The 13,126-nt window shown below is 57.4% G+C and carries 9 protein-coding genes; 2 read left to right on the top strand and 7 right to left on the bottom strand.

The window, feature by feature from the left end:
* Positions 1-43: 43 nt before the first annotated feature.
* The 7 genes from RBB81_RS00850 to RBB81_RS00820 all read right to left on the bottom strand — a co-directional run bounded on the left by RBB81_RS00850 (position 44) and on the right by RBB81_RS00820 (position 7,838).
* Positions 44-1,234 (bottom strand): dihydrolipoamide acetyltransferase family protein, encoded by a 1,191-nt coding sequence (locus RBB81_RS00850; RefSeq protein WP_353072368.1) that lies wholly within the window; start codon positions 1,232-1,234, stop codon positions 44-46.
* Positions 1,235-1,271: 37 nt separating this feature from the next.
* Positions 1,272-2,612, bottom strand: coding sequence for a M24 family metallopeptidase (locus RBB81_RS00845; RefSeq protein ID WP_353072367.1), 1,341 nt, complete (start codon positions 2,610-2,612; stop codon positions 1,272-1,274).
* 23 nt (positions 2,613-2,635) lie between these two features.
* On the bottom strand, positions 2,636-3,634 hold the full coding sequence (locus RBB81_RS00840; RefSeq protein WP_353072366.1) for an alpha-ketoacid dehydrogenase subunit beta: 999 nt from the start codon (positions 3,632-3,634) through the stop codon (positions 2,636-2,638).
* The gene (locus RBB81_RS00835; RefSeq protein WP_353072365.1) at positions 3,627-4,619 is read right to left on the bottom strand and encodes a thiamine pyrophosphate-dependent dehydrogenase E1 component subunit alpha; all 993 of its coding nucleotides are present in this window, start codon (positions 4,617-4,619) and stop codon (positions 3,627-3,629) included. The genes RBB81_RS00840 and RBB81_RS00835 overlap by 8 nt, the downstream gene beginning before the upstream one ends.
* Entirely contained in the window at positions 4,616-5,509 is an 894-nt protein-coding gene (locus tag RBB81_RS00830; protein WP_353072364.1) for an NAD(P)-dependent oxidoreductase, read from the bottom strand. Before RBB81_RS00830 ends, RBB81_RS00835 begins: the two co-directional genes overlap by 4 nt.
* A gap of 18 nt (positions 5,510-5,527) precedes the next feature.
* Positions 5,528-6,214, bottom strand: a complete 687-nt coding sequence (locus RBB81_RS00825; RefSeq protein WP_423248044.1) for a FadR/GntR family transcriptional regulator — start codon at positions 6,212-6,214, stop codon at positions 5,528-5,530.
* Between the two features lie 256 nt (positions 6,215-6,470).
* Complete coding sequence (locus RBB81_RS00820; RefSeq protein ID WP_353072362.1) at positions 6,471-7,838, bottom strand: NAD-dependent succinate-semialdehyde dehydrogenase; 1,368 nt, start codon at positions 7,836-7,838, stop codon at positions 6,471-6,473.
* A 179-nt stretch (positions 7,839-8,017) separates the two neighbouring features.
* On the opposite strand from RBB81_RS00820, the gene RBB81_RS00815 reads away from it, so the two are divergent.
* Entirely contained in the window at positions 8,018-11,491 is a 3,474-nt protein-coding gene (locus RBB81_RS00815; RefSeq protein WP_353072361.1) for a TonB-dependent receptor, read from the top strand.
* A gap of 73 nt (positions 11,492-11,564) precedes the next feature.
* Positions 11,565-12,830: an alpha/beta hydrolase family protein gene (locus tag RBB81_RS00810; RefSeq protein WP_353072360.1), complete on the top strand. Its 1,266-nt coding sequence runs from the start codon at positions 11,565-11,567 to the stop codon at positions 12,828-12,830.
* Positions 12,831-13,126 lie beyond the last annotated feature (296 nt).

Here is a 13,126-nt window from a genome sequence, read left to right as displayed (position 1 = left end):
GAAAGTCCATGCCTAGGTCGCGCGCCTCTCAATGTCAGAGGCACTACTTCAGCCAAAGGCCGGGTTCACGGATCGACTCAGCAAGGTCATGCAGGAAAGTCGCAGCCTTTGCCCCGTCCAATACGCGATGATCACAAGAGATCGTCAGGCTGAAGATTGGTCGCACAACCATGACTCCATCAATTGCAACTACTCTGTCGACGATTTGACCCACAGCCAATATTGCGGCCTGGGGGGGAGTGATGATTGCGCAAAAAGAATCGATGTGAAACATCCCCAGATTGCTGACAGTGCAGGTTGCCCCTGCAAAGTCGGTGGGGCGGAGACGACCCGCTCTCGCTCTGTCCGTCAGTTCGCGACGTTGCTTGGCGATCTCAGCCAGCGTCGCAGTGTTTGCGTTGTGGACAACGGGTGCCACGACACCGTCCTGCACAGCCATCGCGATGGAGACGTTCACGTCGGAGTTGAGACGGATTCCGTTCTCGATCCAGCTGGCATTAACGCGCGGATGCCGGGCCAGGGCGCGAGCCACGAGCGCGACAAGGATGTCGGTATGCGTGAGCTTCACTCCAGAGGACTGCTCGACTTCAGGCCCAAGAGCGGCACGCAGCGAATTCAACGCGGTTGCATCCACCTCTCGTTGCAGGAAAAAGTGCGGGACTGTGGTCCAACTCTGCAATGTTCGTTCCGCCATGAGACGGCCGATGGAAGAGAGTGTTTCGTGCTGAACCGCGGCAGTGTGAGATTCCTCATGACCACCGTCTATAAGAGCTTGAATGTCGGAGGCCAGAATCTCTCCCCCATCGCCTGAGCCCTTCACGGAAGTGAGATCGATGCCGTTCTCTTTCGCGAGCCTGCGCGCCTTCGGAGAGACTCTTGCTGAGGAGCCAGAAGTCACCTCCTGAGTAGAAGTTTCGTCGGAGCCGTGGGCTGCTTCGGCAACTGGAGCAGCGACCGCCGGTGTGTTAGGTATTGCCTCCGCCGGCACCTCTTCTCCAGGCTTTAGGATCCACGCTATAGTCTGGCCCACTGGAATGTCGGTTCCGACTTCGCCGGTGATTCCGCCAAGAACGCCGTCGGCAGTGGCTTCGACTTCCATCACTGCCTTATCTGTTTCGATTTCGAGCAGAAGGTCCCCTTTAGAAACCTTGTCGCCTTCTTTTTTGAGCCAGGAGACGAGCTTTCCTGTCTCCTGCGCCATCTCGAGTGCGGGCATTACGACGCTGATAGCCATAAGTTATTGGGATACGCGTGACCCTAAGGCCACAGCGTTAGCTCCCGATCCTCTCTTTTTGTGCGCTGGATGCAACCAGGTTGCGAACATCCGCACTGGGTTCTACTTCGGTCTCTCGTACCGTGGGAAGCGGACCGCCGACGGTGTAGTAGTGAGCGCCAGCGACCAGAAGCTTCTCAGCAGGGAAGCGCGTGATCACCTCATGACCGGTCTCGGTGACTACGATCTCTTCCTCGATGCGTGCTGCGCTCCAGCCATCTTTCGAGGGCCAGAACGTCTCGAGAGCAAAGACCATTCCAGGTTTGATCTCCTGCGGATGATCTAAAGAGACAAGTCTGCTGATGACCGGTTTTTCCCAGATCGCGAGTCCGATACCGTGTCCGTACTGAAGCGCGAAGGCCGCCTCTTCATTGGGGAAGCCGAAGTCTTGCGCTTTGGGCCACACCGAAGCGACATCGCCCGTCGAACGGCCGGGACGGATCAGATCAATCGCGGCGTCCAGATAGTCGCGGCATCTCTTATAGGCGTCGACCATTGCGTGGGACGAATAACCGATCGAGAACGTGCGGTAGTAACACGTGCGGTAGCCCATGTAAGAGTGGAGGATGTCGTAGTAGACAGGATCGCCGGGGCGCATGATTCTGTCGGAGAAGACGTGCGGATGAGGATTGCATCGTTCGCCGGAGATCGCGTTGACCGCCTCGACGTACTCTGAGCCGAGGTCGTAGAGCACTTTGCTTACCAGGCCCACAGCTTCGTTCTCCCGCATGCCCGGTTTCATCGCCATGTAAAGCTCGTGGTAGGCCGCATCGACCATGGAGGCAGAGGTATTGAGAAGCGCAATCTCGTCCTTGGTTTTGATCACGCGGGCCTCGGACATCAATTGCTGACCGTCGATGACGGTAATGCCCTCGCGCTGCAAGGCAAACAAAACTGGCAGTTCGATGATGTCTATACCTACTGGCTCTTTATGGAGGCCCCGCATCTCCAATTCGAGGCGGATCTTCTTCGCGACGTCTTCCGCGCGACCGTGCTCAGGAGACATCGTTCCACGCAGCATAGAGATACCCGGCCGCGAGCGTTCTCCGAGCCATGGACAATGGAGTTGATGATGCCGCGCTGCGGAGCCGAAGTCCCACAGGATGGGCTCATCGTTCTGCGGCAGAAGGACGAACCGGTTCGCTTTATCCTGAGCCCATGTGCCGATGTGAGTCGATGTAAGATAACGCACATTGTTCATGTCGAAGCAGAGCAGCGCGCCCATCTCAGACTTCGCAAGCAGGTTCTTCGCGCGCTGGAGTCTTTCTACACGAAGACGATCAAAATCGATTCGCTGCTCCCAATCAACTCCCATGGTTCCGTAAGTCGGCTGTGCCATTGTTGCTTCTCCCGTTCGTGGTCCTACGATTTGCTGCAAAGCTTCTTCGCTGCGTCAAAGAGCATCTTCTCGGTCGGTACGGTCAGGTCCTCAAGCGGGGGCGAGAAGGGGATGGGAACGTGCATTGCTCCCATGCGAAGCACCGGGCCGTCGAGATCATAAAAAGCACCTTCCGAGATCACTGATGCCAACTCCGAGGTCACACCGTAGCGGCCGTACCCTTCATCAATCACAATCGCCCGGGATGTTTTCTTCGCAGAATCGATGAGCGTCTTTTCATCCAGCGGCCAGAGAGTTCGCGGGTCGACAACCTCTGCGCTGATGCCGATCTCCGCGAGCATATCTGCCGCTCCCAGTGCTACCTGCACCATGCTGCTGGTCGCTACCAGTGTGATGTCTTTGCCGACGCGCTTTATATCCGCAACTCCGAGAGGGATGGTGTATTCGCCGGTCGGCACGAGGCCTTTCAGCTTGTGGTGCATCATCTTGTCTTCGAAGAAGATGATGGGGTTCTCATCGCGAATCGCGGTCTTTAAAAGGCCTTTCGCGTCAGCTGGAGTAGATGGAATCACAACCTTCAGTCCGGGCACGTGGCATAGCCATGCGTGGAGAGACTGTGAATGTTGAGCGGCAGAGCGCCGGCTGGCTCCGAGTGTTGTGCGCAGAACCATCGGCACCTTCCACTTGCCCCCCGACATGTAGTGGATCTTCGCAGCCTGATTGACCATCTGGTCCATCGTCAGGGTAAGAAAGTCCCCGAACATGATGTCGACGACGGGACGAATCCCAGTCATGGCAGCGCCGACGGCTATGCCGGTAAACCCGGCCTCCGAGATGGGTGTGTCGAAGACACGATTCGTGCCGAACTCTTCGACCAGTCCAGACAATACTTTGAAAGGGGTTCCAGCTTCGGCCACGTCTTCGCCAAGGATGCAGACTCGCGAGTCATGACGCATCTCTTCGGCGAGAGCTTCCCTTACAGCTTGGGCAAAGGTCAGTTCACGGTCAGTAGTCTCAGGCATAGACGTGCATCTCCACTTCTTCTAACGCGGGGTATGGAGCGGCGATCGCAAACTCCACAGCGGCTTTCATCTCTTCTCGAACTTCACTCTCAAGCGCGTCAAGCGTAGCTTTATCGGTGAGCCCTTCTTGGAGGAGCCGTTCGCCATGAAGCAGGATGGGATCCCGGCGCGTCTTCCATTCCTGTTCTTCCTGCTTGGTGCGGTAGTAGTCGCGATTGATGTCGCCCACGTGATGGCCGGTGTAGCGATACGTATTGCAGAGAAGAAAAGCCGGCCCGTCGCCGGCTCTCGCAGCGTCAATGAGCTGCTTCGCCTTACTGTAGACGGCCTGCACGTCCTGGCCATCCACACTCTCGGCCTTCACGCCGAATGCGGTGGCGCGAGCGCAGATGTCTCCCGCTGTGGTCTCACTGTAGTGCGTGTACTCGTTGTAGAGATTGTTTTCGCAGACGTAGATCACAGGAAGCTTCCAGAGCTGGGCGATGTTTAGTACCTCGTAGAGCAGGCCCTGCCCCAGCGCTCCTTCGCCAAAAAAACAAACGGCAACCAGGCCGTTGTTCAGGTACTTTGCGGAGAAGGCAGCACCTGTAGCGATGCCCATGCTGCCACCGACGATCGCATTTGCGCCCAGGTTGCCGGTGGCGGGATCGGCGATGTGCATCGAGCCGCCTTTGCCATGGCAGTATCCCGCTTCCTTTCCTAGAAGTTCCGCAAACATGAGATTTGGCGTAGCGCCTTTGGCTAAGCAGTGACCGTGCCCACGATGTGTGCTGGTGACGTAGTCTTCTTTTTTGAGAGCTTCGCAGATTCCGACAGCAATGGCCTCTTCGCCGCTGTACAAGTGAGCGAGTCCAGGCATCAACGCGCGGGTGTAGAGCTCGTTCACCTGCTCTTCGAACATGCGGATGCGGACCATCTGGCGGTAGGCGTGGAGCGCCAGTTCTTTGCTGAACGTGTTTATGGCTTCTGCGGTTTGGGGTGTCATCTTCCAACTCCTGTGTCGATGCCAGATAGTTTCGCGAGAACATCGAAGATTACGGCGAAGTCCAGCTTGGCCCAGTTCATGGCCCGTGCAGCAGTTAGAAATTCATTGGTAACCGCAGTGGTAGGGAGCGGCACATTCAGCTGCCGTCCAAGATCCAGCGCAAGCAACATATCCTTCTGCATCATGTTCACGTCGAACCAGGCCTCCTCCGGCTGTTGAAGAACGAAGGGCCCGCGGTACTTGATCATGGGAGAGGCGATGGCGCTGTGAGTGAGCACGTCCACGGCAACTTCGCGCTTGATGCCGCTCTTCTCGGCCAGCAGCACGCCTTCGGAGAAGGCCAGCATCTGCACGGCAAGGCTCAGATTCGAAGCAATCTTCATGGACAGCGCCAGTCCATTGCCGCCGACGAGCGTCACCTTGGGACCTATATCCAACAGAATCGGCTTGACCTTCTCGAAGGTCTCAACTCTTCCGCCTACCATCACGGAGAGATTGCCTTGCTGAAGAGTAATAACGCTTCCGGAGACAGGAGCATCCAGCATGTCTGCACCAAGAGCCCGGACCTTTTCCGCGATCTCGCGACTTAGATCCGGCCCAACGGTGCTGATGTCGACCAGGATCTTTCCTGCGCTGAGGCCAGCGAGGAAGCCGTTCGGGCCTTCTGCGATACCTTTCAATGCGAGGCCGTTCGTCACCATAGAGAGAACGACATCGGCTGCTTCGGCTACCTCGCGCGGAGACTCTGCGAACTTCATTCCCTTCGCGATAAGTCGTTCCGCTTTGGACCGTGTCCGGTTGTACCCGGTCACTGTGTGGCCCTTCGCCAAGAGCCTGTCCACCATCTCACTGCCCATTACTCCGAGGCCAATAAAGCCGAGGTTCGCCATTCGATTCTGCCTTTCGTTTTAAGAGGAATGCCCCTTAGGTGATTTGGTTTTCATAACTGCAGAAACCTTCGAATCCTGGTGCACCTGTTGCAGGTGAGCACGCATCGCTTTGCGTGCACCGCTGGCACTCCTCTTTTCGATCGCTTCGAGGATCAGCTTGTGATGCACCTGACCCCGCTCCGGGCCGCCAGTAACAGAGAAGATTCCCAGCCGCTGCTCACGCAGGACACCCACGAGAGAATCGAGCAAGGATAGGATGAGTGGATTTCCAGCGGCCTCCGCCAGCGCTAAATGGAAGTCGAGATCGGCTTCAATATAGGCATCAGGATTTTTCATGCTGCGGTCCATCACGGCCACAGCCTCTCGCATCATGACCAGGTGTTGTTCTTCGATACGCGTCGCGGCGAGTGCCGTGAACTCGGGTTCTAGAATCTCACGCATCTCCGCAACATAGTCAGAGTCTTCGAGGTCGCCGCTCTTGAGAAAGGAGTTCAGGGAATGGCGTATAGCCTGGGACTTGCCAGTGCTGACAAACGTGCCGCGGCCTGAGTACGCTTCGACCAGCCCCTTTTCGCTCAGGGTCTTCACTGCTTCGCGCACAGCCGTGCGGCTGACACCAAACTCCTGAGCTAACTCCCGTTCTGCCGGCAGCTGGTCCCCCGGTTTCAGCTTTCCTTCCTGGATCGACTGCTCGATCTGCTGCACGATCTGCTCATAAAGTCTCGCGGTTCGAACTACTTTGTACATAGGCATCCCCTTCCTCTGACCACCGCTAAGGGTGGTCGTGGTCGAAACACTATACAGGACGCCATGGGTTGAAATTGCCATTCTGGCAGATGATTTCCGTTCTAGGTATTTAGTTATACCAACAGACCAATTGTTCTATTGGGTTAGAAAACACTTAAGGTGTTTTGGTTATACCAAAATGCCACTTCGAAGGATATTTTGCTGTTGGTGTCGTCTATTTCTCAATCCATACAGTTTTGACATTCGTGAACTCGCGAATGCCGAAGGGGCCCAGTTCGCGTCCGAATCCAGACTGCTTGACCCCGCCAAACGGAACCCGCGGGTCGGAGGCGACCATCTTGTTGACGAAGACCATTCCCGCCTCCAACTCCTGGATCAGATGGTCTCGTTCCGCCTCGTCCTGGGTCCACACACTTGCACCCAGACCGAAGCGCGTGTCGTTGGCGATGCGGATTGCCTCCTCTGCATCCTTCACGCGGAAGATAGTCGCGACCGGGCCGAAGAACTCTTCGCTATATGCGGGAGAATTTCGTGGGATGTCAGTCAGGACTGTTGGCGGATAAAAACTGCCCTTTCCTGGAATCGGCTTGCCTCCGGTCAGCAGCCTTGCGCCCGCATCGACTGACTTCTGCACATCGCGGTGCAGATCCTCGACAGCACTGGTAGACGCAAGTGGGCCAAGTTCCGTCGTCCGATCTAATGGATCCCCAACCTTCAGTGCTTCCATACGCGCCACAAACTCCTTCTCAAACCTGTCGGCGATGGAATCCTCCACGATAAATCTCTTAGCTGCGATGCAGGACTGGCCGTTATTTGCAACCCGTGCCTTGACCGCTGTTGCGACGGCTTCGGAAAAGTTGGCCGACTTCATCACGATGTAAGGATCGCTCCCGCCCAGCTCCAGCACGACTTTTTTGATGCTTTTGGCTGCAGAGATGCCAACCTGAACTCCCGCGCCTTCACTTCCTGTAAGCGTTGCCGCTGCGATGCGCGGGTCGGCCAGAATGCCCTCTACCTTTGAAGCGCCAACCAATAGAGTTTGAAAGACACCCTCAGCGAAGCCCGCGCGAAGAAAGACATCTTCCACGGCCAGCGCGCTCTGCGGAACATTGGAGGCGTGCTTAAGCAGTCCGACGTTACCGGCCATCAGCGCCGGAGCGACAAAGCGGATCACCTGCCAGAAAGGATAGTTCCACGGCATGATCGCGAGAACTGGCCCCAGCGGTTGATAACGAATGTAGCTGCGGTTTGCGCTGGTCTCGACCGCCTCGTCCGCCAGAAAACGCTCGGCGTGTTCCGCGTAGTAGCGGCAGGCCCAGGCACTTTTGACGGCCTCATCGATTGCAGCCTGGATGGGTTTTCCCATCTCCAGACTCATCAGGCGGCCAAACTGGTCCTTCTCATCTTCGAGAATCTCTGCCGCTTTAATCATCCGTTCCGCGCGATAGGCGAAGCTGGTTTCACGATGAAGGACAAACGCTGCGGCAGCCTTATCGAGCTTCGTCGCCAACTCCTTGTCGGTCAGCGGATCAAAGGTTTTCATTACTTCGCCGGTGGCCGGATTGATGCTTGCAATGCCCATCTCGAAAGACCTTTCTCATGGCGCCTTGGGGTGAGGCGCCTGTGGTCTGACAGTTATACCGCAAGTCCGGATAAGTTTGTCAAGCAACTTCCGAAAAGAATTTATTTTCCAAATTCCTTGACCGGTGTTGTGGTGCGGTGGTAAAGCTGTCGTACCAAAATTTAGGGGGCGAACACGCAATGAACTTTCACAGAGCAGCCAGCCTTGTAACCAGATCGATGCAAGGGGCCGCTGTCGCCCTCGCGGTCCCGGTGTTGTTCCTGTCTCTCTCCGTTTCCGCAGGTGCCCAGACAAACACTGGCCGCATCCTCGGCGACGTCAGTGATTCCTCGGGAGCGCTGGTCAGCGGGGCAAAGGTTACAATTACGGATGTGCAGCGGGGAACCACGCGCTCTCTGGTCACCTCTCAGGCTGGTGAGTATGTGGCGCCGGATCTGCTTCCCGGAATCTACTCGGTGCGTGTCGAAGCTCCGACCTTCAAAGCCACAGAGCGCACCAATGTTCAGATCGAAGTTGCTTCCGACGCCCAGGTAGATTTCGTTCTACAAACAGGAGCGGCCTCGGAGACAGTCACGGTCACGATGCAGGTGCCGCTGATCAACACGACTTCTTCAAGTCTCGGGGGCACCTTGGGAAACAAGGAGATCAATGATCTCCCGCTCAATGGTCGCAACTACGAAAATCTTCTCCAGCTTCGTCCCGGCATCGTGCGTTATCCCGGCGGCGGCTTCTCTACTACCAGCACCAACGGCCTGCGCGCTGAAGATAACGCCTACATCATCGACGGACTGTTCAACAGCGAGCCGTTCTCCGGCCAAAGCATCATCAATGGAGCTGGTATCGCGGGAGACTCCGCAACCATCCTCCCCGTCGATGCGATTCAGGAGTTCAACCTCATCGAGAATCCGCCGGCGGAGTACGGCTGGAAGCCCGGCGCCATGGTCAACGTCGCGCTCAAATCCGGCACCAACACACTTCACGGTACAGCCTATGCCTTCGGCCGAAACACTCCGATGGATGCGCGCAACTACTTCAATCCCATTGCAGGAGGGCCGAAGAATCCCCGCAGCCTGGAGCAGTTCGGCGGGACCGCGGGAGGCCCGATCGTCAAGGACAAATTGTTCTACTTCGGCGGATATGAGCGGCAGACCTATCAGGTGGCAAGTATCAGCCAGTTGAACACTCCGGTCACGGTCTCACTTAATGGCGACCCGAAGAACAGTGTTGTCGACGCCATCGCAGGGGTCCAAGCGGCTGGCATCGTCCCCAGCACCCCCAGTCTCACCATCGGAGGATGCACCGTGGGGCCGCCCATCGTCTGCAACGGTACTGGCTTTCCCACCAACAACGGCACCAACGCGGCCGGCCCTACGTTCATCAACTACGGCCTACCCAACGACGTCACCACCGACAACGCCGTAGCCAAAGTGGACTATCAGATCAATCAACGTCACTCGATCAACGGTCTGTATTTCTTCGGCAACAACAACGGAACCGTCTCCGACGCCAACCAGCTCCAGACCAAGTGGCTGACCCAGATCCATACTCGCGCCCAGGTCGTTGGAGCGAGTTGGACCTGGATCCTCAACCCACGCTGGCTTAACGAAGCCCGCTTTGGCTACAACACCGTCTATCAGCCCACCTTCGTCAACGACCGCGACAAACCAGCCTCTTCCTACGGCCTCAACACCGGCGTCACCAATCCGCTGTATTTCGGTCTGCCGCGCGTCAACATCTCCGACTTCTTCCCCGCGCTGAACGAGCTGGGCGGATTCAACTGGCCGAAGATTCAGGGGCCCGACCGGAGGTTCCAGTTCATCGATCACGTCTCCTACACCGTCGGCAAACACGCCTACAAATTTGGCGGCGAGATACACCGCGATAGCTTCACCGGCGGAGCATATGCCGGTAGCCGCGGCCGCATCAAGTTCGGCTTCGGCACCGACGCATTCCCCGGCGCAACGCCGCTTGAAGACTTCTTCGCCGGTGTGCCCGCATCCGGCAGTCTGCTTAGCGGAGACCCCACCCGGCAGATTCACAACTGGGGATTCGCCGGCTTCGGCCAGGACGACTGGCGGCTCACCAAGAACCTTACGTTCAACCTCGGCCTTCGCTACGAACTCAACACCGTCGTCAAGGAGGCAAACAATTTGCTCGGCAACTTCGATCCCAGCGTAGGGCTGGTTCAGGTGGGCAAGGGCATCAGCGGCCCCTACAACGGCGAGCATTACAACTTCGCCCCACGCGTGGGATTCGCCTGGGACATCGGCGGAAACGGCAGAACCGTGCTGCGCGGCGGTGCTGGGCTCATCTACGAAACCGTCAACTGGGAGTCCTTCCTTGCTTTGAACAACTCCCTCGGCATCAGCACGATCCCCACCGGCGCGATGGGTGTAGGTCCCAACGGCGGCCAGGGAACCGGTTCGATCGCCGTCGGCACCGTCAACTTCACGGGCTCCGCCCTCAACTGGAACGCCGGTTACAACAGCGGCCCGTCTACTGTCTTCCCAACCGGCGTGATCAACTGCGGCGCCAACCCCTGCAGCATTCTCGGCATGGTGCAAAACTTCCGCACGCCGCAGGTCTATAGCTGGAACATTAACGTCCAGCACTCCTTCCGGCCCGACCTTGTGCTTGAGGCCGCCTACGTTGGCAACCATGGGCAAAAGCTCGTCGGTATTCACGACATCAACCAGAACGTTCCCTCGGCGGACTTCAATCACGATGAACAGTCCGGCCGCCCCTTCAACGCTCTCTATCCCTATCTCAGCTTCATCTATCAGATGGGCAACATCTATCGATCCAACTATGACGGTCTGCAGATGACCATGACTGCTCGCAACTATCACCACTTCACCGCCGTTGCCGGCTACACCTACTCTCACTCGCTCGACAACGTGGGCGCAAACTGGGACTTCGGCGCCGGTTCAGGCATCCCGCAGGACAGCACCCATCCTCAGCGCGAGTACGCCAGCAGCGACTTTGACATCCGCCACCGCTTCACCCTCACCACCACCTACGCCATCCCCGGCCGAAAATCGTTCCTTCAAGCCCTCGAAGGCTGGCAGGTGAACTCCATCATCAGCCTCTATGGAGCTCAGCCCTGGGGTCCCATCGATACCGGCAACGACTTCAGTCAAACCGGAGAAGGGGTCGACCGCTGGGACTTCTTCGGCAACCCCCGCGACTTCAAGTCAGGGGGCGCGGTCGGTACCCCTTACCTTGCGGGCGCCGATGCTGTCAACGATCCAGTCTGCATGGCCCACGCCCGTTCGATCACCACTCTGGGTATCGGCGGTTGCTACAGATCGGGAAACTCCGTCATGACTCCAGCTGCGCTTGGAACCTTCGGCACGATGGGACGCAATACATTCCGCGACACCGGCTACAAAAACTGGGACTTCTCCGTCGATAAGAACTGGCACTTCCACGACCGCTACGCAGCGCAGTTCCGCGCGGAGTTGTTCAACTTCACCAACCATCCCAACTTCGCCAATCCCTTCGGCGGCCAGAACGGTTGGGGTCACAACGATCCCTCCGTCCCAGGCCAGTTCGGCTGCGGCTGCGCGACCCCGGACGTAGCTGCCTCAAACCCTGTCATTGGCTCAGGGGGCAGTCGCGCCGTGCAACTCGGCCTCAAGCTTTCCTTCTAGCGTTCGCCGTCGGCTCAAGGCGAACGTCGAAATTCAACTGCTTTGAAAACTGTGGAAGAGAGGAATTTCTATCGTGGCAACCAGGCACTCGGCGACCAGGCACTCGGCAACCAGGAACTCGGCAACCAGGAACTTCAAGACCATCTCATCATTACTCGCCATCTGCGCCGGGCTCTCTTCAGCCGGCCTCATGGCTCAGGGAGCGCCGGAGCGTACCTTGGACGAGATCAAGGTTGAGGCCGTCCATCGTGCAGAAGTCGGCGGATATCCTCTCATCGGCCTCGATCCCAACGACGTCCGCGAGGCCTTCAAGTCCATCCACACCCGCGACAAGGATGAGTGGGCCGAAGGCTTCATGGGCGTCGCCGACCGCTACATGGCCGAAGGCAAAAGCCTCGAAAAGACCGATCCAGCCAAGGCCAACGCCGATTACATACGCGCCTGGCATCTCTACTTCTTTGGCCGATGGCCTACCGACTCGTCCCCCAAGAAAAAACTCTCTTATGCCAAAGGCATCGAAGCGTTTCTTGCTCATGCTCGCATGATGGATCCACCCGTCGAAGTCGTTCACATTCCCTTCGAAGGCAAGGAGATCATCGGCTACCTGCGGCTGCCCAAAGGCGCCACCGGCCGCATCCCCATGGTCATCGCCGTCAACGGACTCGATAGCCGCAAGGAAGATCTCACCGAGAGCTTCTCCGCCATTTTGCCCTACGGTATTGGCTACATTGCAGTCGACGGCCCTGGCACCGGCCAATCTCCCGTCAAAGCCAGTCCAACTGCAGACCGCGCCCTCTCAAAGGTCCTCGACTACCTCGCCACCCGGCCCGAGGTCGACTCCCATCGCATCGCCATGCATGGCGTCAGTTGGGGAGCTTATTGGGGCACCAAGATGGCAATCCTCGAGAAAGATCGCCTCAAGTGCGTCAGCGTCCAATCCCCGCCCACCGACCTCTTCTTCCAGAGAGACTTTATCGTGAACTCTCTGGTAGGCAACCGCGAGTATCTCTTCGATCAGATGCCCGCCCTGATGTCCATCTTCGATAATGTAACTACATTGGATCAGGTGGTCGACGAGTTCTCCAAGATGTCTCTGGTCAACCAGCATCTGCTGGGCAAGCCAACCGCGCCCATGCTGATTCTCGCGGGCACCAAAGACACCCAGGTGCCGATCGCCGATGTCTATAAGCTCCTCGACAGCGGCGATGTCCCGAAGGAAGCCTGGATCAATCCTCAGGGAGGCCACCTCGGCCGCCAGGTAGGAGTCTGGCCTGATCCCCGCATCTTCAAACAGGTCATCCTTCCATGGCTCGATCGAAATCTCAAAGCCAACCCATAACGGGCTACCGAACGACAATGCAGAGAATAGGTGACCCCTCTATCTTCAAAATCTGATCTCCCTTATGGAACGATTGGCCGTAATAACGATCCCGCTCTAGAATCTATTGCGGGATCGTTAGCGGTTTACGTCTAAGTGAGTATTAACGTCCTGCGGCGTCGGGCCTCACCCGCAGAATCATCTAAGAACAAGTCCGGCGTCGATGCTTAAGTCAAGGACACGCCTTGATCTCAGCCTGGCTCGGAAGCTTTGGGACACCGTAGTTCTGTCCTCAAAATGGCTGAATCATCAAAGCT

Origin of the sequence: Tunturibacter gelidoferens (assembly GCF_040358255.1) — a bacterium.
GTDB lineage: Bacteria > Acidobacteriota > Terriglobia > Terriglobales > Acidobacteriaceae > Edaphobacter > Edaphobacter gelidiferens.
Note: the sequence above shows the minus strand (reverse complement) of the source record. Positions and strands in the feature narration are given on the sequence as shown.